A 21,123-nucleotide genomic window follows, 5' to 3' on the forward strand; every position below is an offset into this window, starting at 1 on the left:
GCTCAGCCTAACGACCGCTCCGAGCGACGCAGGAGGGCCACGAACATCCCGTCGGTGCCGTGCAGGTGGGGCCAGAGCTGGGCCGTCGGCCCGGGGCCGGTGTCGGGGATCGGTTCCCCGGCGCGGTCCTGCAGGAGGGGGCGGACGTCGAGCACCTCGACGTCCGGATGCCGCTTGACGACGTCCTTGACGACGAGCTCGGTCTCGGCCAGGTGCGGGGAGCAGGTGGCGTAGACCACGACGCCGCCGGGCCGGGTGGCGCGGAGCGCGGAGTCGAGGAGCTCGCGCTGCAGGGGGCCCAGGGTGGTGAGGTCCTGCGCGCTGCGTCGCCAGCGCGCCTCGGGGCGCCGCCGCAGGGCGCCGAGCCCGGTGCACGGTGCGTCGACGAGGACGCGGTCGTAGGTCTCCGGCTCCTCCGCGCCCACGTCGCGGCCGTCACCGACCGTGACGTCCACCTGCGCACCGCCGTGCACCGGACCGACGAGGGTATGCCGCACGAGCTCGGCCCGGTGCTCACTGACCTCGTTGGCGCGCAGCCGCGCTCCGCGCCCGGCGGCCAGGGCGGCGAGCAGCCCGGCCTTGCCGCCGGGGCCTGCGCAGAGGTCGAGCCAGCGCTCGTCGGGGCCCCCGATCGGCGCCGCGGCGAGGGCCAGGGTGAGCAGCTGGGACCCGACGTCCTGCACCGCGGCCCGACCGTCCCGGATGCTCTCCAGCGCCCCGGGGTCACCCTGCGGCAGCTCCCACGCGGTCGGCGCGAGCGGCGACGGGCGGGCACCCGCCTGGGCCAGCTCGTCCTCGGCGCCGAGGCCGGGACGGGCCACGAGGGTCAACGGGCCGGGGGTGTTGTGGGCGGCGAGCAGCAGGGGCAGCTCGGTGTCCGCCTGCGTGACACCACGGGCGGAGACGAGGGCGGCCCGCAGCGCGCGGACGATCCACTCGGGGTGGGAGTGCTCGAGCGCCAGGCGGGAGGACGGCTCGGTGATCGGCGCCAGGAGCTGGGCGACCCAGGTGTCGCGATCCTGCTCGCTGATGCGGCGGAGCACGGCGTTGACGAACCCACCGGCGCCCTGGCCCACCTGCTGGCGGGCCAGGCCCACGGTCGCGCTGACGGCGGCGTGGTCGGGGACCCGCATACCGAGCAGCTGGTGCGCCCCGAGGCGCAGCACGGTGCGCACCGGGCTGTCGATCTCCGTGACGGGCCGGCTCGCGGCCTCGGCGATGACGGCGTCGTAGAGACCTCGCAGCCGCAGGGTGCCGTAGGTCAGCTCGGTCGCGAACGCGGCATCGCGGCCCCGGAGGCCCGCCGTGCGCAGGGCCCCGGGCAGCACGAGGTTGGCGAAGGCCTCGTCCGTGTCGACCTGGCGCAGGACCCGGAAGGCGACCGCGCGGGCCGGGTCGGCCTCCCTGGCGCGTTGGGTCGGCGTCTGTGCCGATCGTCGCCGGGGACCTCGCCGCGGGGCGCGGTCTCCCCCGCGGTCCGGTGCCGGCTGCCGACGTGGCGTCTCACCCATCGAAGTGCACTCCTGTCCCCAGCCGGGCGCCGCGCGCCCAGTCCGGTGCGGGCATGGCTCGCTTGCCCGGCGCCTGTACCTCGCCGAGCCGCACGGGGCCGGTGCCGGTGCCGACGAGGACCTCGCGTCGGCCGACCCCGATCTCCCCGGGCGCGAGCACCGTCGTTGACGCGGCCTCGGACGGCAGCGGAGCGACCGGGCCCAGCTTGACGCGTTCGCCCGCGAGCATCGTCCAGGCACCGGGCTCAGGGGTGCAGGCGCGCACCAGCCGGTCGATCGCGAAGGCCGGGCGGTCCCACCGCACCCGGGCGTCGTCGACCTCGAGCTTGGGTGCGTGACTCACGCCGTCCGCGGGCTGGGCGACGGCGTGCACCGTGCCCTCCTCGAGGGCGTCGAGGGTGGAGACGAGCAGCTGGGCACCGGCGTCGGCCAACCGGGTGAGCAGCTCGCCCGCGGTGTCCGTCGGGCGGATCGTCTCGGTCAGGCGGCCGAGCACCGGGCCGGTGTCCAGACCCTCCTCGAGACGGAAGGTCACGGCGCCGCTCACGTCGTCGCCCGCCCGGAGGGCGTGCTGCACGGGCGCGGCGCCGCGCCAGGCGGGAAGCAGCGAGAAATGCAGGTTGACCCACCCGTGGGCCGGCACGGTCAGCAGGTCCGGGGGCACGAGGAGCCCGTAGGCGACGACGGGGCACGCCTCGGGCGCCCACTCGCGCAGTCGCTCGAGAGCCTCGGGCTCACGCAGCGACCGTGGCGTGAGCACCGGTATGCCGGCCTCCTGGGCCACCTGCCGCACCGGTGAGGGGCGCAGGGTGCGGCCACGGCCGGCCGGGGCGTCCCGGCGGGTGAGGACGCCGACGACTTCGTGCCGCGAGTCCAGGAGGGCCCGCAGGCTCGGGACGGCGGCCGCCGGGGTCCCGGCGAAGACGACGCGCACGCCGCGGTCAGCGACGCGGCTGGTCGTCGCCGCGGTCGAGCTCCTCGACCTCGACGACCTCGGCCTCCGCGGAGGACTGGTGGAACTGCTCGCCGTCGACCTTGAGCTCGACGATCTCCTCACCCTGCTCCCGCAGCAGCTCGTGCCGCTCCCGCCGACGCCGACCCTGCTCGACCGGGTCGGGGACGGGCGCGGCCGCGATGAGCCGCTGGGTGTACTCCTCCTGCGGGTTCTCCATGATCTGCCCGCGCGGCCCGGCCTCGACCACCTTGCCGTTCTGGAGGACCACCACCTTGTGGGCGAGCAGGTCGATCACGGCCAGGTCGTGGCTGATGAAGAGGCAGGCGAAGCCGAACTGCTCCTGGAGCTCGGCGAAGATCTTGAGCACCCGGGCCTGCACGGAGACGTCCAGCGCCGAGGTGGGCTCGTCGGCCACCAGCAGCTCGGGGTCGAGCGTGAGAGCACGCGCCACGGAGATGCGCTGCCGCTGCCCGCCGGAGACCTCGTGCGGGTAGCGGTTGTAGACCTCACGGGGCAGCTGGACGGCCTCGAGGAGCTCGTAGACCTTCTCCTCGCGCGACTTGCGGTTGCCCACCTTGTGCACCACCAGGGGTTCGGCGATGCACTCGCCGATCGGCAGTCGCGGGTTGAGGGAGGCGGCGGGGTCCTGGAAGATCACGCCGATCCGCTTGCGCAGCGGCTTGAGGTCCTTGCGCTTCATGCCCGTGATGTTCTCCCCGAGCAGCCGGAACTCCCCGGACGCCGCGGGGATGAGTCCGAGCGCGCAGCGGCCGATGGTGCTCTTGCCCGACCCGGACTCGCCCACCAGGCCCACGATCTCGCCGCGGCGGACGTCGAAGCTGACGTCGTCGACCGCGCGGAACGGTGCCTTGCCGAGGCGCTGGTACTCGATGACGAGGTTCTTGAGCTCGATCGCCAGCGGGGCGTCGGCGTCGATCTCCTCCTTCACGCTGATGCCCATCTGGCCGCGACCATGACCCATCCGGGGCACCGAGCCGAGCAGCATCTTGGTGTAGTCGTGGTTGGGGTGCAGCAGCACCTCCTCGACGGTGCCCCGCTCGACGATCTCGCCCTTGAACATCACGGCGACGCGGTCGGCCATGTCGGCCACGACACCCATGTTGTGGGTGATGAGCAGGATGCCGGTGTTGAGCTTGTCCTTGAGCGAGCGGAGCAGGTCGAGGATGTCGGCCTGCACGGTCACGTCGAGCGCGGTCGTCGGCTCGTCGGCGATGATGACCTTGGGGTCGCAGCTGATCGCGATGGCGATGACCACGCGCTGCCGCTGCCCGCCGGAGAGCTCGTGCGGGTACTTCTTCATCTGCCGGGCGGGCTCGGGGATCCCGACCATGCCGAGCAGCTCGATGGCGCGGCTCCAGGCGGCGGCGCCGCGGGCGACGCCGTGCAGCTCCATCGACTCCACGAGCTGGGTGCCGATGTTGAGCACCGGGTTGAGCGCCGTCATCGGCTCCTGGAAGACCATCGCGACGTCGTTGCCGCGCAGGCGACGCATGTTGTTCTCCGAGAGCCGGCCGACCTCGCGGCCCGCGACGTTGACCGCTCCCCCGATGGTGGCGTTGCGCGGCAGCAGCCGCATCGCCGTCATCGAGGTGACGGACTTGCCCGAGCCGGACTCGCCGACCAGGGCCACGACCTCGCCGGGACGGACCCTGAGGTCGACCCCCTTGACCGCGTGGACGCTGCCGAACTCGGTCTTGAAGCGGACGTCGACGTCGTCGAAGGCGAGGACGACCTCCTCGTCACTGGTGGGCGTGCCCGACCCGGTGAAGACCGGCTCGCCGGAGTTGCTCTGGGTGGTGGTGGTCATCAGTCAGCGGTCCTGTTCTGACGGGGGTCGAAGGCGTCACGGAGTCCGTCGCCGAGGAAGTTGACGGACAGCGCGATCCCGAGGATGAAGAGGCCGGGCCACCAGAACAGCCAGGGCCGGGTCTGGAAGGCGTTCTGGTACTGCGAGATGAGCAGTCCGAGCGAGGTGTCCGGCGGTCGGACACCGTAGCCGAGGAACGACAGTGCCGACTCGAGCAGGATGGTGGCCGCGATCGTCAGGGTCGCGCTGACGATGATGGTGCCGATGGTGTTGGGCAGGATGTGCTTGAAGATGATGCGCCCCGAGCCCGTGCCGATGGCCTCGGCCGCGGTGACGAACTCCCGCTCGCGCAGCGAGAGGACCTCGCCGCGCACCAGGCGGGCCAGACCGGTCCACGAGACCAGGCTCAGCACCAGCGCGAGCGACCAGATGCCACCGCCGGCCATCTTGCCGAGGACGGCCGCCAGGACCAGCAGCGGGATGATGATGAACAGGTCGGTGACCCGCATGAGGATGGCCTCGACCCAGCCGCGGAAGAAGCCCGCGATCGCGCCGATGAGGGTGCCGACGAGGGTGGAGAGCAGCCCCACGGTGAAGGCGACGATGAGCGAGCGCTGGGTGCCGCGCATCGTCAGGGCGAAGTAGTCCTTGCCGATGGTGTCCTGCCCGAACGGGTGCTCCCCGATCTGGAAGGGCCACAGCTGCATCGTGGGTCGTCCTCCGTCGACGGCGGCGCCGGCGTCGTAGAACGTCTTGCCCCACCATCCCGGGATGATGCCGTAGCCGATCGAGGTGAAGGCGATGCCGGCGATGAAGAGCAGCAGGATGAGGGAGGCCATCGCTCCGCGGTGCCGGAAGAAGCGGCGTCGGACCAGCTGGCCCTGGGAGTAGGACTTCTGGCTGAGGTCGATCTCCTTCTCGACGGAGAAGGCTTCCTCGACGGTGCTCGCGGCCGGGGTGTGCTCCGGCCGGTCCGGGCGGTGGTTGTCGGTCATCGCAGGGTCCTTCGGGTCGAGGCGGTGAGGCGGTCGGCGGGCGGGTGAGGCACGGTCACCGGGCTCACCGCCTGATCCGCGGGTCGAGGAAGGCGTAGGCGATGTCGGCGAACATGTTCATGAGCACCGCCGCGCCTCCGGCCACGAGGTAGTAGGCCATGACCGGGTTGGGGTCGACGGTGTCCAGGCCGAGGCGGAACATCGCGCCCAGCCCGCGCCACCCGAAGATCGTCTCGGTGATGACCGCACCGCCGAGCAGCGAGGCGAAGTCGAAGGCCACGATGGTCGTGATGGGGATGAGCGCGTTGCGCAGCGCGTGCTTGGTGAAGACCACCCGGTCCGAGAGCCCCTTGGAGCGGGCGGTGCGGATGTAGTCCTGGTTGATCGTCTCCAGCATGGAGCCACGGGTGTAGCGGCTGTAGGTCGCGATGGAGATCAGGGTGAGCACGATCGTCGGCAGGACGAGCTGGATCCCCCAGTTGAAGATCCCCTCCCAGAAGTCACCCTCGAAGCGCTCGGGGATGATGCGGTTCTGACCGATGGTGCCGACCGGGCGGCCGCTGGGTGCCATGTCGAGGAAGCCGGCCCAGCCGCGCAGCAGCTTGTCCATGAAGATGAGGAAGCCCATGCTCAGCGCGGTGCCCACGGTGACGATGCTCGCCACGCGACGCTCGTAGCCGCCCATGACCCACCCGACGGCGAGGGCGACCAGGACGGTCACGACGGTGAGCGCGATGATGATGAGCCACGACGGGTCCTCGAGGATGGGCCCGGTGACGAAGTAGGAGACCAGCCCCAGGCCGACCGTGACGAGGCCGGCATACATCACCTTGCGGTGCGCGAGACCGACCGTCATGACGAGCATGAAGGCCAGACCCAGCAGCGAGCCGAGCAGGATGAGCGGCAGGCCGAGGGCCGGCTGGAGCCACCAGTCGATGCGGTCGAACCAGAAGACCAGGCCGAAGACGACGACGAAGGCGACCAGGGCGGTGAGGAGCTGTCGGCGTAGCGCTCCCCCGAGCACCGAGGCCACCGTGACCGCGAAGACGGCCGCGATCACCGCGATCGCCGTGGTCGAGATCGCCGGGTCGGCGATCCAGTTGTTGAACTTGATGGCACCGAAGTCCTTGAGCAGCACCGCGGCCCAGAAGGAGGGCAGGGAGAAGAAGACGAAGGCGGCGAAGGTGATGACGTAGTCGAAGCCGGAGTACTGGCGGATCGCCGAGAGCACACCGAGGGCCACACCGATGAAGATCGCCAGGAAGGTCGCCAGGGTCACCAGGCGCAGGCTCGCGCCCGCCGAGGCGACGAGCAGGTTGTTGACGTTGGCCCCGTCCCGCGTGGCACCGAGGTCGCACTGCAGCACGAAGCACTTGCTCACGCCGGTCAGCCAGCCGAGGTAGCGCTCCCACCACGGGTCGTTCAGCCCCATGTTGTCGATCCGCGCCTGGATCAGCTGGTCGCGGTTCTCGGCGCGGGACTCGCGCAGATCCTGAAGCGGGTCGGCCGAGTTGATCGTGAGGACGTACATCAGCACGGACCCCAGGAACATGATCAGCGTGGAGATCGCGATCCTGCGGAGGATGAATTGGAGCACGGGTTCGGACCTTTGCGGTGAGGGTTCACGGCGGTGTGACGGGACTGCCCGCAGACTCTAACCCCTCACGTGGGGTCAGGACCACGGAACCCCCGGAAGCGTGTCGGGGGCCGCCACCGCGTGTCAACCAGAGAAGTGGGAAGCGGTGCGGACACACGGACGGGGCGGGAGGGCGTTGACCCTCCCGCCCCGTCAGCGTGCCGGTCGTGGTGCGCTCAGCGGCGCACCGTCGACCAGGAGCGCGTCAGCTGGCGCGCATCCACTGCTCGGCGTTCCAGGAGACACCGGTCTGGACCGAGGTGGCCCGGACGTTCTCCAGGGTGCTGTCGTAGCCCGTCACGCCCGGGTGGGCGAAGAGCGGGATGCCGTACAGGTTGTCCCACAGCAGCTTCTCGATCACCTTGATCTGCTCCATGTGGACCTCGGGGTCGTTCGACGAGGCCAGGGTGTTCCAGGCCGCGTCGACCTCCTCGTTGGAGAAGCCACCGAAGTTCTGGCCACCACCGGTGGAGTAGATCGGCTGACCCGAGGCGATCTGGCCCGAGCCGGCCCAGGCGAACAGCGCGACCTCCCAGTCACCCGACTCCAGCGTGCCACCGGCCTCGAAGAAGTCCGGGTTGCCGGCGTCGACGATGTTGAAGCCCGCCTCGTCGCACGAGGACTTGATCTGGGCGACCTGCTCGGTCCGGCGCGGGTTGGGCGCCGAGTAGCCGATGCGCACCTCGACGGGCGACTCCAGGCCGGCCTCCTCGAGCTTGGCCTGCGCACCCTCGATGTCGACCTCGTCGTACTGGCCGCTGTACGCCTCGTCCACGACCTCCTGGTAGTCCTCCTGGAAGGGGAACTTCTCGCGGAGGTTCATGACCTGCGCGTCGGGGTTGATCGGCTTGATGAGGTTGTCGATGATGTTCTGCCGCGGGACGCACATGGCGAACGCCTCGCGGGCGGCGAGCCCACCGTTGTCATCGCTGAAGGCAGAGGACTCCGCGAAGTTGAAGTCCAGGTGCTCCCAGGTCATCTCGGCCGTCGTCTCGACGGCGACCGTGTCGCCCATGCCCTCGAGCTGCTGCAGCGTGTCGACGGTCGCCTGCGGCTCGATGACGTTGATGTCACCGTTCTGCAGCGCCTGGACGTGGGTGTCCGGAGCGGCGAACTTGTAGACGAGGTTGCCGGTCGCCGGCGCGGGGCCGAAGAAGCTCTCGTTGGGGACCAGCGCGAGCTGGTTGCCGCTCTCCCAGGCCGCACCCTCGAGGGTGTAGGGGCCGGAGGAGGGGACCAGCGCCTCGTCGGTGACGGAGTAGTCCGGGAACAGCCAGCCGGTGTTCCAGAACTCCGAGACCTCGGCCACCATCTCGCCCTCGCCGTCGAGGATCGCCTGCGCGAGCTCGTCGGGCTCCATGCCCGCCTGCTCCGCCGCGACGTGCGAGGGGAAGGCGTCATTGACGACGAGCTCCCAGTCCGGGTAGGGCTCGGGGTAGACGACCGTGAAGGTCTTGCTGCCCGGCTCGGTCTCCGGGGCCTCCGGGACGTACTTGCCGAAGGTGTCGGAGACCGGGTCGAACCCGAGGGCGTCCACGCCACCGAGGGCCTCGGGGTTGGACGAGGCCCACTCGAGCAGGTAGTCGTTGGAGGTGATCGGGGTGCCGTCGGACCAGACCGCGTCGTCGGAGATGGTGTACTCGACGGTCAGCGGGTCCTCGGAGGTCACCTCGTAGGAGCCGAACCACTCGTTGGGGTAGACCGTGCCGTCGGTGCCCCAGTACCAGAAGCTGCTCAAGAGCTGGTTGTTGACCACCGCGTTGTAGGTGGAGTTGGTGGAGGCGGTGTCGCCGTTGTAGGCGTTGTACTCCTCGGCACCACTGGAGAAGGAGACCGTCTCCTCGGTGTTGGTGGTGACGTCGCCCAGGTCGGCCTTCGCGGTCGAGCCCTCCTCGCCACCCATGTCCTCAGAGCCCTCGGAGTCCTCCTCGGTCCCACCGCTCTCCTCGGACGAGTCCTCGCTGCCGCCGCCCTCGGCCGCGGTGTCGTTGTCCTCCGAACCGCCGCCGGACGTGCAGCCAGCCAGCGCCAGGGCACCGGCCGCCACGACGGCCATGGTCGCGCGCCTGATCTTCAATGTTCCTCCTAGTGAATGGGCGTCTCGCGGTGGTGGACCGTCGTGGTCCACCGCATGCTCTGGCGACGCACCGGGGGGGTTGCAGATGCAACTTAGGCATGGGTCCGCGCCCGACGCCACCACCGTGCCCACACGGTGACGCGATCGTTACCCTTTTGAGACTTCCGTAGCAGTGACGCTACGTCAAGCGTTCGACGCGCCGCCGGCGCAGGTCAGGACGTCCCGTCTCCGTCGATCCGGATGCGCACGACGTCCTCCGCCTTGCGGGCGCTGCGTTCGGCCCGCACGGTGTGGACCGCCGCTGGCACCGTGCCCTCGCCCTGGCGGAGGGTGGCCCGGACCCGGGCGTCGTCCTGACGTGAAGACGTGCCGTCCAGCGGCACGGTGCCCAGGACCCGCAGGCCGCCCTCCACGAGGGCCCGGCCCACCTGGTCGACCACCGGAGCCGGCCCGGTCACCTCGACCTGGCGCAGCGACGGGGGCAGCCCGAGCTCGGCGCGCTCCTCCAGCTCCCTGGCCGCCAGCCAGGCCGGATCCCAGCGCACCAGCGCCTCGACAGCAGGGACGCTCCCGTGCGGCGGGACCCCGCACACGACGACCTCCGGACCGCGGCGACCATCGGAGCGGGCGGCAGGTCGGGCCAGCGCGGCGGCCGCGCACCAGCGACGCAGGGTCTCCGGCGCCGCGTCGAGGGCCGCGCGCTCGAGCAGCCGCCACCCGTCGAGCAGCACGACGGCGGCATACCCGTCGGCGCACCAGGGTTCGGCACCGGGCGTCGCGACGACGAGAGCGGGATCAGCCGCGACCTCGTCGACGACATGCTCCCCCCCGGAGGAGACCACGCGGGTCCCGGGGAAGGCCCGCCCGAGCTCCTCGGCCGTCCGGCGCTCACCGAGCCCCGACGTGCGGCGACGCAACGAACCACACGCCTCGCACGGGCGGTCGGAGGGGAACGCGGTGCCGCACCAGCGGCAGGCCGCGACCGACACGCGATCTCCTGCGCCCACCGGGCCGTGGCAGGCGGCGCACCGCAGCGCCGAGCGGCAATCCTGGCAGGCCAGCCCGAGGACGTAGCCCTGCCGTGGCACCTGCACCAGGACCGGGCCGCGCTGGAGACCGGAGCGCAGAGCCGTGAGCGCCACCCCGGGGAGCCGTGCGGTGCGCGCCGCCGCGTCGCGCTCCTCCTGGTATCCCTCCCCGGCGACGACGACGCCCGGTGCCAGCCGGCGCAGGGTGGTGCGGTCGGCGACGACGGGGGCCAGCAGCCCCTCCTGCACCCACTGCTGCACCTCGACGCTGCGGGTGAAGCCGCCGACCAGCAGGCCGGCACCCTCCGAGCGGGCACGGCGGCGCAGCACCTCCCGCACGTGGGGGTAGGGGGCCCGCGGCTCCTGGTGGAGGTCATCGCCCTCGTCCCACGCCACGACGAGGCCGAGGTCGCGCACCGGCGCGAAGGCGCTGGCCCGGGTGCCCACCACGACGCGGGCGTGCCCGCGGAGCACCCGCAGGAACGCGGAGTAGCGCGCCTCCGGGCCGAGGTCCGCCGTCAGCCGCACGACGTCGTCCTCGCCAACGGCACGCGCGATCGCGGGCACGACCCGCTCGACGTCGCGTCGGTCCGGCAGGACCACCACGGCGCCCCGCCCCCGGCGACGCACTCCGCGACCGCCGAGGCGATGGCCTCCGGCCAGTCCAGCTGCGGGGGCTGCCCCGGCAGGGCCAACCAGGCGGCCCGCCGGCGCCTCACCGTCGCGCAGCCGGCGCAGCAGGGCCGCACCGGCGGGGTAGGCGTCCCACGGCGAGGCGCCGGGCGCGGCGGGAGCGAGAGACGGGGCACTAGCGGACGGCCCGGCCTGCTCGGCAGCGTCCGCTCCCCCGCCGGGCTGAGCATCTGCGCCGCTCGCGCCACCTCCGGCGACGGCCGGTGGGACCGACTTCTCGGCACGGGCGTGACGAGGTGGCACGGCGAGCCGCACCGCGTCGGCGAGCGTGCCGCCGTAGTGCCCGGCCACCTCCCGGACCAGGGCGAGGACCTGCGGCGTGAGCACCGGCTCGGGGCTGACGACGGTGCGCAGCGGCGCCAGCCGCCCGGTGTGCTCGGCGCTGGAGGTGCGGGTCAGGAGGTAGCCGTCGTGGTCGCGCCCGGCGAAGCGCACCTTGACCCGGACCCCCGGCTGCGCCGCGTCGGCGAGGTCTGCCGGGACGGCATACTCGAACGGCCGGTCCAGGTGGGCCAGCGGCGTGTCGACGAGGACGGTCGCCACCGGGTCCTGCTCGGCGAGCGGCACGTCCGCGGCGGGCGCCGTGGACCGGCGGCGGGGCACCGCCGGAGCGGGGACCAGCTCGAGCTGCTCGCTCACGTCGCCGACCCCGGACCCCTCAGACGGCGGAGCGCAACGCGTCGACGCGGTCGAGACGCTCCCAGGTGAACCCGTCGACCAGACCGGGGGCCTCGGTCCGGCCGAAGTGGCCGTAGGCGGCGGTGGGCCGGTAGATCGGGCGCAGGAGGTCCAGCTGGTGCACCAGCGCCGCCGGCCGCAGGTCGAAGACCTCGTCGACCGCACGCTGGATCCGCTCGACCGGCACCGTCTCCGTGCCGAAGGTCTCGACGTAGAGCCCCACCGGGTGCGGGTAGCCGATGGCGTAGGCCACCTGGATCTCGCAGCGTCGCGCCAGGCCTGCGGCCACGACGTTCTTGGCCACCCAGCGCATGGCGTAGGCGGCGCTGCGGTCGACCTTGGACGGGTCCTTGCCGGAGAACGCCCCGCCGCCGTGCCGCGCCATGCCACCGTAGGTGTCGACGATGACCTTGCGCCCCGTGAGCCCGGCATCGCCCATCGGACCGCCGATGGTGAACACCCCGGTCGGGTTGACGAGCATGCGGTAGCCGTCGGTCTTGAGCTGCACCCCGGCCTCGTGGGCCTGCTCCAGCACCGGGGTGATCACCCGCTCCCGGATGTCAGGCGTGAGCTGGTCCTCCAGGTCGACCCCGGTCGCGTGCTGGGTGGAGAGGACGACGGTGTCGAGGCGCACCGCGGTGTCGCCGTCGTAGGCGATCGTCACCTGGGTCTTGCCGTCCGGGCGGAGGTAGTCCAGCTCCCCGCTCTTGCGCACGGCGGCCAGCTGCTCGGCGAGCCGGTGCGCCAGGAAGACCGGGAGCGGCATGAGCTCGGGAGTGTCGTCGCAGGCGTAGCCGAACATCAGCCCCTGGTCACCCGCGCCCTGCTGGTCGAAGGGGTCGACGTCGGCCGACCCGCGGCTGCTCACCGCGTCGTCCACGCCCGTCGCGATGTCGATCGACTGGTCCCCGATAGAGATCTCCACCCCGCAGGTGCGTCCGTCGAAGCCCTTGTAGGAGTTGTCGTAGCCGATGTCCAGGATCGTCTGGCGCACGAGCTGGGCGATGTTGGAGTAGCCCTGGGTGCGCACCTCCCCCGCCACGTGCACTAGGCCCGTGGTGACCATGGTCTCCACGGCGACCCGGGACTGCGGGTCCTGCGCGAGCAGGTCGTCGAGGATCGCGTCACTGATCTGGTCGCAGATCTTGTCGGGGTGGCCCTCGGTGACGGACTCGGAGGTGAACAGGCGGGTCATCGAGACTCCTTCGCGAACGGGTGCAGCGGCTGCTGACTGACGCGGGTGAGTCTACGGTGGCGCCCCGACAGACCCGCCGGTCAGGGCAGCGCGGGAGCGACCACGGCCCAGATCGCGTCCGCGACGTGGTCCTTGGTGGCGGGGCCGACGGACACGACCTCGCTCGTGCCGGGTCGCAGCAGGTGGACGGTGGTGTCGTCCTGCCCGAAGGTCTTGTCCACGCCCACCTCGTTGGCGACGAGCAGGTCGCACCCCTTGCGCTCGAGCTTGGCCCATGCCAGGGAGAGCACGTCGCCGGTGGCGTCGCCCGTCTCGGCGGCGAAGCCGACGAGGTAGGGCGTGCTCGCGCCACCGCGGGTCGCCACCAGTCCCGCGAGGATGTCCGGGTTGCGGACCAGCTCCAGCGTCGGGGCGCTGTCGTCCCCCTCGCCGTGGGTCTTCTTGATCTTGGCGTCGGTGTAGTGCGCGGGGCGGAAGTCGGCCACGGCGGCAGCCATGACGACGACGTCGACGCCCCCGGCGCCCACGAGCCCCCGGACCTGCTCCTCCAGCTCGCGGGCGGTCCCCACCTCCAGCACCTCCACGCCCTGGGGGGCGCTGAGGCTCACGTTGGCGCTCACCAGCGTCACCTGCGCGCCGCGCCGACGCGCCGCGGCGGCCACGGCATACCCCTGCTTGCCGGAGGACCGGTTGCCGAGGAAGCGGACGGGGTCCAGCGGTTCGCGGGTCCCTCCCGCGGTGACCACCACGTGGCGACCGGCGAGGTCGCCCTCGGCGGCGGTAGCGGCGCCAGCGGCGGTGTCGGACGCCTCTTGCTCGGCGAGGACCTGCAGGGCCTGGGCGACGATGTCGTCGGGCTCCGGGAGGCGGCCCGGGCCGGTGTCCGCCCCGGTGAGCCGCCCCGGGGCCGGCTCGATCACGTGGACCCCGCGCGAGCGCAGGGTCGCCACGTTGTCGACCGTGGCCGGGTGCGTCCACATCTCGGTATGCATGGCCGGCGCGAGCACGACCGGGCAGCGGGCGGTGAGCAGGGTGTTGGTCAGCAGGTCACCGGCCAGGCCGTGCGCGGCCTGGGCCAGCAGGTCGGCGGTGGCCGGCGCCACGAGGACCAGGTCGGCCCCTTGGCCGAGCCGGACGTGCGGGACCGCCGGGACGTCGTCCCAGACCTCGCTGGAGACGGGTCGGCCGCTGAGCGCCTCCCACGTCGCCGCCCCGACGAAGTGCAGCGCGGCGGCCGTGGGCACCACGGTGACCTGATGGCCGGCCTCGGTGAGCAACCGGAGCACCGAGCACGCCTTGTAGGCGGCGATGCCGCCGGCGACGCCCAGGACCACGCGCATACCGCTGCCGTCCGTCGTCGGGTCGGTCAGTTCTCGGGGGAGCTGGTGTGCAGCTTGCCCTGGTCGATCTCGTGGAGCGCGATCGACAGCGGCTTGTCGGTGGCGTCGGCCTCGACGAGCGGGCCGACATACTCCAGCAGGCCCTCGCTCAGCTGGGAGTAGTAGGCGTTGATCTGCCGGGCCCGCTTGGCGGCGTAAATGACCAGGGCGTACTTGCTGTCCGCGCGCTGCAGCAGGCTGTCGATCGGCGGGTTGGTGATGCCGTCCGGGTGGGCGATGGTGCCGGTTCCACTCACGTTGGTCTCAGTCCTTAGCTCGGGGGTCAACCATCAATGATACGAGGTGTTCGGCCGCGCGGGCGACATCGTCGTTGACGATGGTCACGTCGAACTCCGAGACGGCCGCCAGCTCGGTCCGCGCCGTCTCCAGCCGGGTCGCACGCTCGGCCTCGGACTCGGTGCCGCGGCCCACGAGCCGCTGCACCAGCTCCTCCCAGCTCGGGGGCGCGAGGAAGACGAACAGCGCCTCGGGCATGGCCTGGCGCACCTGTCGAGCACCCTGCAGATCGATCTCCAGCATCGTCGGTCGTCCCTGGAGCAGCGCCTGCTCCACCGGGCCCCGCGGGGTGCCGTAGCGCGCCCGTCCGTGGACCGTCGCCGACTCCAGCAGCTGGCCGGTCCGCTCGAGCCGGTCGAACTCCGGCTCGTCGACGAAGAAGTAGTGACGGCCGTCCTCCTCCCCCGGGCGAGGGGGACGGGTCGTCGCCGAGACCGAGAGCCAGACGTCCGGGTAGTGCTCCCTGACGTAGCTCGCCACCGTGCCCTTGCCCACCGCGGTCGGGCCGGCCAGGACCACCAGTCGCCGGTCCGGGGAGACCCCCTCGCCCGGCGTCGCCGCGGTGCTCAGCGGTCGCTGAAGTGGTCGAGCAGGTGGTGCACCTGGTTGGCGCCGAGCCCCCGCACGCGCCGACTCTCCGAGATGCCGATCTCCTCCATGAGCTGACGCGCACGCACGCGCCCCACCCCCGGCATCGACTCGAGCAGGGCCGAGACCTTCATCTTGCCGATGACGTCGTTCTCCTTGCCCTCGGCGATGACGTCCTTGAGGGACCCCTGCGAGTTCTTCAGGCGGTTCTTGACGGCTGCACGCTCACGACGGGCGGCGGCGGCCTTGGCCAGCGCGTCGGCGCGCTGCTCCGGGGTCAGCTCGGGAAGGGCCACGGTCCTACTCCTTGTCATCCGGTCCCAGGGAACCCTGGTGCCGACGAACATAGCGACCCTGTCGCCCCGGTGCCAACCCGCGCGTCACGACGGACCTGCCCGGGGGCGGCGTCCAGGATGCCAGGGGGTCGGGTCGAGGACTCAGCCGGCACCCACCGCGGAGGCGAGCCGGTCGCTCCAGCGCTCGACCTCCCCGCGCACCCGCGTGGGTCCGGCACCCAGCACACCCCGTGAGATCGGGACGAGGACGCGTCCCCGCACCGCGGCGAAGGACCGCGCGACGTCGTGCTCGTCGGCCCCCTGGGCGCCCACTCCTGGGGCGAGCACCGGTGCGAGCGAGTCGGCGAGTCCCAGGTCCTCTGTCGCGAGGTCGACGGTCGCCCCGACCACCACGCCGATGTCGCCGCACGGCTCCTGTCCGAGGTTGTCGCGGCCCACCTCCTCGAGCACCCGGTGAGCCACGCTGGGCGAGCCGACCGACTGCACCTGGACCGCCTCCGGGTTGGACGTGCGCACCAGCACGAAGGCGCCGCGTCCGGCCTGCCGGGCGAGCTCCAGCGCCGGGCGCAGCGATGCGTAGCCGAGATAGGGGCTCACGGTCAGCGCGTCCGCACCGAGCGGCGCCCCCTCGTCGAGGTAGGCCTGGGCATACCCCATCATCGTCGAGCCGATGTCACCGCGCTTGGCGTCGAGGACGGTGAGCAGGCCACGCTCCCGGGCCTGGCGCAGGACGTCCTCCAGCACGGCGACCCCGGCCGCCCCGTGGCGCTCGAAGAAGGCCGACTGAGGCTTCACCGCGACGCATCGCCCGGCTGCCGCCTCGAGCGTGACGGCACAGAACTCACGCAGCCCGTCCGGGGAGTCCGGCAGTCCCCAGGACGCCAGGAGCTCGCGGTGCGGGTCGATCCCGACGCACAGCGGTCCGTGCGCGGCGATGGCGCGGTGCAGGCGCAGCCCGAACCGCTCGCCACCGCCGTCCGCCGTGGTCGTGCCGGCCTCATCCGTGCTGGTCATGCAGTCCTCCTCGGGTCGGGGCTTCCAGGATCGTCGAGGGCCTCCCGGACGGCCCACAGGCGGGTCGGGTCGGCCCACAGCGCCGACCCGAGCTGCACGGCTCGGGCGCCCTCGCGCAGGGCGGCCCGGGCGGAGTCCCCGTCGTGGACCCCGCCGGCCGCGACGACGGGGACGGGGGGCCAGCGTCCGTCGACGGCGGCCTCCGCGAGGGCACGGACGCCCGCGCGGCAGACCGCGGCGGTGGAGGGGCCCGACCACCAGCGTCCGGCGCCCAGGGGCACCGAGCCGCAGACCACGACCGCACCGGCTCCCCCGGCCACCGCGCCGCGGGCGGACGCCACGAGGTCCGGCTGCAGTGCCGACAACCGGGCCAGGATCAGCAGGTCGCGGGGGGTCTCCTCGCGCACCCTCGCCATGACCTTGAGGCAGTGCTGGTCGTCGGTGCCCCGCAGGTCGACCTCGACCGCGGCGACGGCGTCGCCCTCCAGCCCGCGGCTGAGCCGACCGGCGAGGGTGGCCGGCTCCCCCGGCGACCCGCCCCGGACGGCCACGACGCAGCGCAGGCCACGGGTGGCGCACCACCGCAACCGGCCCACGGCCTCGACGAGCCCGATCCCGGGCGACCCCGCGTGGTCGAGCCCTCCCGGACCGGTGCCGTGGATGAGCGCGGCTCCGGGAGCACCGGGGCGCCGCGACGACCGGGCCCACCGGCACGAGGATCTCCTCGAGCCGACCGAAGCGCAGGAGCCCGCGAGGGTCGTCGACGGCTCCGGGCGCGATCCACACCGACGGCAGCGGCTCACCGCGCAGCATCGACCAACCACTCCCCCGGGACCACGGGCCCCTCGAGGCACGGCCGAGCCGTGCGCGCGCCGCGCGGGTCCACCACCGCGACGTCGCACTGGCCGCACAGCCCCGTCCCGCACAGCAGGGTCTCGTCGAGGTCCAGCGCGCAGACCCGCGAGGCCCGACCCCGCGTCCGCGTCACCTCCGCCACCCGACGGACCGCGCCCCGGGGTCCGGCGGCGAAAACGACACCGAGCCCAGGGTGCTGGTCCAGCGCCTGCGCCACGACGCCGAGGAGGTCACCGGGTGTGGTCAGCACGACCGAGGCGGCCTGCCGGCGCAGCGGCGAAAGGTCCAGGTGGGCGTCGGGGTCGTCGGCCGCGAGCACCAGGTGCACCTCGCACCCCTTGGCCCGCAGCACGGGCACGAGCCAGCGCAGCGGGACGACCGAGCCCCCCTGACCCACGAGCAGTGCGGGCACGGGCTCCGCCGGGAGGCCGAAGCCCCGCCCGAGAGGCCCGAGGACCCGCACCCGTTGACCGGTGGCCCACCCGCCACCGGCGGGCACCACGACGTCCACCGCGGTCCCGTGCACGGGGTCCACAGACACCTCCGCGACCCACAGCAGGGTGGGCAGGACCTCACCGCGGGCCGGGTCCCCCGGCAGCACCAGGAACTGGCCCGGCCGCGCCGACTCCCACCCCGGGCCGGGCGGCACCGCCAGGCTGACGATGTCGTAGGCACCGGCGGCGCGCGCGAGCGTGACGCCGGCCCAGGTCACCGGGTCCGCGCCACCGACCCCGGTCCTCCTCACCGGATCACCCGTTCACCCCGCGCGGCCGAAGAGGTCCAGCTTCGCGGCGTGCTCCTGGAGCGGGGCGACCGAGAGGGGCCCCTCACGCATCGCCTCGATGCCGAGGACGGCCACCGACAGCTGCTGGACGGTGGTGATGATCGGCTTGTCGAGGGAGGTCGTCGCCGCCCGGATGGCGTAGCCGTCGGCACGGGCGTCCCGGCCGGAGGGCGTGTTGATGACCATGTCCACCTCGCCGTCGCTGATCCGGTCGACGATGCTGCGGACCGATCCGTCGGCGCGGGCCGCGCTGTGCTTGTGCACGACCTCGGCCGGTATGCCGTTGCGGCGCAGCACGTCCGCCGTCCCCTCGGTCGCGAGCACGGAGAAGCCGAGGTCGACCAGACGCTTGACGGGGAAGATCATCGAGCGCTTGTCGCGGTTGGCCACCGACACGAAGACCGTGCCCTGCGTGGGCAGGCTCGAGCCGGCGCGCAGCTGGCTCTTGGCGAAGGCCGAGCCGAAGGAGGCGTCGATGCCCATGACCTCGCCGGTCGAGCGCATCTCCGGGCCGAGGATCGAGTCGATGGCCTCCCCGGTCTGGGTGCGGAACCGGCGGAAGGGCAGGATCGCCTCCTTGACCGAGAACGGCGCATCCCCGGGCAGCGACCCGCCGTCCACGTGGCGCGGCAGCACCCCCTCCTCGCGCAACTCGGCGATGGTGGCGCCGAGCATGACGCGCGCGGCGGCCTGGGCGAGCGGCACCCCGGTCGCCTTGGCGACGAAGGGCACGGTGCGGCTGGCCCGGGGGTTGGCCTCCAGGACGTAGAGGACGTCCTGGGCCAGGGCGAACTGCACGTTGATGAGCCCGCGGACCCCGATCGCCTCGGCCAGCGCCCGCGTCGCCTCCCGGACCTGCTCCAGCTCCGAGCGGCCGAGGGTGAAGGGCGGCAGCACGCAGGCCGAGTCGCCGGAGTGGATCCCGGCCTCCTCGATATGCTCCATGATCCCGCCGACGTAGAGGTCGCTGCCGTCGTAGAGCGCGTCGATGTCGATCTCGACGGCGGTGTCCAGGAACCGGTCGATGAGCACCGGGTGGACCACGCCCTCGCCAACAGCGGCCGCGGTCGCCCGCCCGACGTAGGCGGTGAGCGACTCGTCGTCGTAGACGATCTCCATCCCCCGTCCACCCAGGACGTAGGACGGGCGGACGAGCACGGGGTAGCCCACCTCGTGCGCCACCTCGAGCGCGTCCTCCACGGTGTATGCCGTGCCGTGCCGCGGTGCGGTCAGCCCGGTCTCATGCAGGACCCGACCGAAGGCGGCGCGGTCCTCGGCGAGGTGGATGGCCTCCGGCGAGGTGCCGACGATCGGCACCCCCTCGGCCTTGAGCGCTGCGGCGAGACCCAGCGGCGTCTGGCCGCCGAGCTGGACGACGACGCCGGCCAGCGGGCCCGCCTGCCGCTCGGCGTGGACGACCTCGAGGACGTCCTCGAGCGTCAGCGGCTCGAAGTAGAGCCGGCTGGAGGTGTCGTAGTCGGTCGAGACGGTCTCGGGGTTGCAGTTGACCATCACGGTGTCGAAGCCGTGCTCGCGCAGCGTGAGGGAGGCGTGCACGCAGGAGTAGTCGAACTCGATCCCCTGACCGATCCGGTTGGGTCCCGAGCCGAGGATGATGACGGCCGGCCGCTCGCGCGGCGCCACCTCGGTCTCCTCGTCGTAGGAGGAGTAGTGGTAGGGCGTGCTGGCCTCGAACTCCCCGGCGCAGGTGTCGACGGTCTTGTAGACCGGGCGCACCCCGAGCGCCTGCCGCACCCCGCGCACGACGGCCTCGCTCAGCCCGGTGAGCTGGGCCAGCTGGGGGTCGGAGAAGCCGTGCCGCTTGGCCAGGCGCAAGAGCTCGGGGGTGAGCCGTCCGCCGCTGGCGGCCCTGGCCTGGGTCCGGATGAGCTCGGCGATGTCGTTGATCGCGGCGATCTGGTCGAGGAACCACGGGTCGATACGTGTCGCCTCGTGGGCCTCCTCGACGCTCGCGCCCCCGCGCAGGGCCTGCTGCACGAGCACGAGCCGCCCGTCGGTGGGCGTCGCGGCCTGCTCCAGCAGGGCCAGCGCCATCTCGCGGGTCGGTGCCTCCTCGGCCCGCCAGTGGAAGGTCGTGTGCCTCGCCTCGGTCGAGCGCAGCGCCTTCTGCAGCGCCTCGGTGAAGTTGCGGCCCAGCGCCATCGCCTCGCCGACCGACTTCATGGTCGTCGTGAGCGTGGGGTCGGCCAGCGGGAACTTCTCGAAGGCGAACCGGGGGACCTTGACGACGACGTAGTCCAGCGTCGGCTCGAAGCTGGCCGGCGTCTTGCGGGTGATGTCGTTGGGCACCTCGTCGAGGGTGTAGCCCAGCGCCATCTTCGCCGCGATCTTGGCGATCGGGAAGCCGGTCGCCTTGGACGCCAGGGCCGAGGAGCGGGAGACGCGGGGGTTCATCTCGATGACGATGATCCGCCCGTCCTCGGGGTTCACCGCGAACTGGATGTTGCAGCCGCCGGTGTCGACGCCGACCTCGCGGATGACGGCGATGCCGATGTCGCGCAGCCGCTGGTACTCGCGGTCGGTCAGGGTCATCGCCGGGGCGACCGTGATGGAGTCCCCCGTGTGCACCCCCATCGGGTCGAGGTTCTCGATGGAGCAGACGACGACCACGTTGTCGGCGTGGTCGCGCATCACCTCGAGCTCGTACTCCTTCCACCCGAGGATCGACTCCTCCAGGAGCACCTCGGTGGTCGGGCTGTCCTGCAGCCCGGCACCGGCGATCCGGCGCAGGCTCGGCTCGTCGAAGGCGAAGCCGGAGCCCAGACCGCCCATGGTGAACGAGGGACGCACCACCACCGGGTAGCCGAGGTCCTGGGCCGCGGCGAGTACCTCGTCCATGGTGTGGCAGATGGCCGAGCGCGCCGACTCGGCACCGCACCGCTCGACGACCCCCTTGAACGCCTGGCGGTCCTCGCCGAGCTGGATGGCCTCGACGTTGGCGCCGATGAGGGGGCAGCCGTAGCGCTCCAGCACCCCCGACTCGTGCAGGGCGATGGCGGTGTTGAGCGCCGTCTGCCCACCCAGGGTGGCCAGCACGGCGTCGGGACGCTCGCGCTCGATGATGGACTCGACGATCTCGGGGGTGATCGGCTCGACGTAGGTGGCGTCGGCGACCCCGGGGTCGGTCATGATGGTCGCCGGGTTGGAGTTGACGAGGATGACGCGCACCCCCTCCTCGCGCAGCACCCGGCACGCCTGGGTGCCGGAGTAGTCGAACTCGGCGGCCTGGCCGATGACGATCGGGCCGGACCCGATGACCAGCACGCTCGTGATGTCGTCACGCTTGGGCACGC

General features: G+C 72.4%; 16 protein-coding genes. All 16 read right to left on the bottom strand.

Translation table 11 applies throughout. The annotated features are described in order from the left end of the window. Positions 1-2 precede the first annotated feature (2 nt). Positions 3-1,511, bottom strand: a complete 1,509-nt coding sequence (locus tag FA582_RS08510; protein WP_010148582.1) for an RsmB/NOP family class I SAM-dependent RNA methyltransferase — start codon at positions 1,509-1,511, stop codon at positions 3-5. Continuing rightward, positions 1,504-2,445: a methionyl-tRNA formyltransferase gene (fmt, locus tag FA582_RS08515; RefSeq protein WP_010148583.1), complete on the bottom strand. Its 942-nt coding sequence runs from the start codon at positions 2,443-2,445 to the stop codon at positions 1,504-1,506. Before fmt ends, FA582_RS08510 begins: the two co-directional genes overlap by 8 nt. Positions 2,446-2,452: 7 nt before the next feature. After that, positions 2,453-4,294, bottom strand: a complete 1,842-nt coding sequence (locus tag FA582_RS08520) for an ABC transporter ATP-binding protein (protein ID WP_010148584.1) — start codon at positions 4,292-4,294, stop codon at positions 2,453-2,455. Continuing rightward, positions 4,294-5,289 carry an ABC transporter permease gene (locus tag FA582_RS08525; protein WP_147899787.1) on the bottom strand — a complete coding sequence of 332 codons (996 nt, stop codon included), beginning with the start codon at positions 5,287-5,289 and terminating at the stop codon, positions 4,294-4,296. Before FA582_RS08525 ends, FA582_RS08520 begins: the two co-directional genes overlap by 1 nt. Before the next feature lie 64 nt (positions 5,290-5,353). Then, on the bottom strand, positions 5,354-6,886 hold the full coding sequence (locus tag FA582_RS08530; protein ID WP_010148586.1) for an ABC transporter permease: 1,533 nt from the start codon (positions 6,884-6,886) through the stop codon (positions 5,354-5,356). Positions 6,887-7,130: 244 nt separating this feature from the next. Then, a complete protein-coding gene (locus tag FA582_RS08535; RefSeq protein ID WP_029541492.1) occupies positions 7,131-9,002 on the bottom strand; it encodes an ABC transporter substrate-binding protein in 1,872 nt (623 codons plus the stop codon). 212 nt (positions 9,003-9,214) lie between these two features. Beyond that, positions 9,215-11,362 carry a primosomal protein N' family DNA-binding protein gene (locus FA582_RS08540; protein WP_238705432.1) on the bottom strand — a complete coding sequence of 716 codons (2,148 nt, stop codon included), beginning with the start codon at positions 11,360-11,362 and terminating at the stop codon, positions 9,215-9,217. A gap of 19 nt (positions 11,363-11,381) precedes the next feature. Beyond that, complete coding sequence (gene metK / locus FA582_RS08545; protein ID WP_010148589.1) at positions 11,382-12,596, bottom strand: methionine adenosyltransferase; 1,215 nt, start codon at positions 12,594-12,596, stop codon at positions 11,382-11,384. A gap of 80 nt (positions 12,597-12,676) precedes the next feature. Beyond that, the gene (coaBC, locus tag FA582_RS08550) at positions 12,677-13,936 is read right to left on the bottom strand and encodes a bifunctional phosphopantothenoylcysteine decarboxylase/phosphopantothenate--cysteine ligase CoaBC (RefSeq protein ID WP_010148590.1); all 1,260 of its coding nucleotides are present in this window, start codon (positions 13,934-13,936) and stop codon (positions 12,677-12,679) included. Positions 13,937-13,962: 26 nt separating this feature from the next. Then, entirely contained in the window at positions 13,963-14,232 is a 270-nt protein-coding gene (gene rpoZ / locus FA582_RS08555; protein WP_010148591.1) for a DNA-directed RNA polymerase subunit omega, read from the bottom strand. Positions 14,233-14,239: 7 nt separating this feature from the next. After that, positions 14,240-14,791, bottom strand: coding sequence for a guanylate kinase (gene gmk / locus FA582_RS08560; RefSeq protein WP_010148592.1), 552 nt, complete (start codon positions 14,789-14,791; stop codon positions 14,240-14,242). A gap of 47 nt (positions 14,792-14,838) precedes the next feature. Further along, the gene (gene mihF / locus FA582_RS08565) at positions 14,839-15,156 is read right to left on the bottom strand and encodes an integration host factor, actinobacterial type (RefSeq protein ID WP_010148593.1); all 318 of its coding nucleotides are present in this window, start codon (positions 15,154-15,156) and stop codon (positions 14,839-14,841) included. Positions 15,157-15,297: 141 nt separating this feature from the next. Next, positions 15,298-16,170 (bottom strand): orotidine-5'-phosphate decarboxylase, encoded by an 873-nt coding sequence (pyrF, locus tag FA582_RS08570; protein WP_010148594.1) that lies wholly within the window; start codon positions 16,168-16,170, stop codon positions 15,298-15,300. Next, positions 16,167-16,721 (bottom strand): nitronate monooxygenase, encoded by a 555-nt coding sequence (locus tag FA582_RS17410; RefSeq protein WP_147899788.1) that lies wholly within the window; start codon positions 16,719-16,721, stop codon positions 16,167-16,169. Before FA582_RS17410 ends, pyrF begins: the two co-directional genes overlap by 4 nt. 248 nt (positions 16,722-16,969) lie before the next feature. Further along, on the bottom strand, positions 16,970-17,770 hold the full coding sequence (locus FA582_RS08580; protein ID WP_010148596.1) for an iron-sulfur cluster-binding protein: 801 nt from the start codon (positions 17,768-17,770) through the stop codon (positions 16,970-16,972). Between the two features lie 12 nt (positions 17,771-17,782). Next, positions 17,783-21,121: a carbamoyl-phosphate synthase large subunit gene (carB, locus tag FA582_RS08585; protein WP_010148597.1), complete on the bottom strand. Its 3,339-nt coding sequence runs from the start codon at positions 21,119-21,121 to the stop codon at positions 17,783-17,785. Positions 21,122-21,123 lie beyond the last annotated feature (2 nt).

Origin of the sequence: Serinicoccus profundi, assembly GCF_008001015.1 — a bacterium.
Taxonomy (GTDB): domain Bacteria; phylum Actinomycetota; class Actinomycetes; order Actinomycetales; family Dermatophilaceae; genus Ornithinicoccus; species Ornithinicoccus profundi.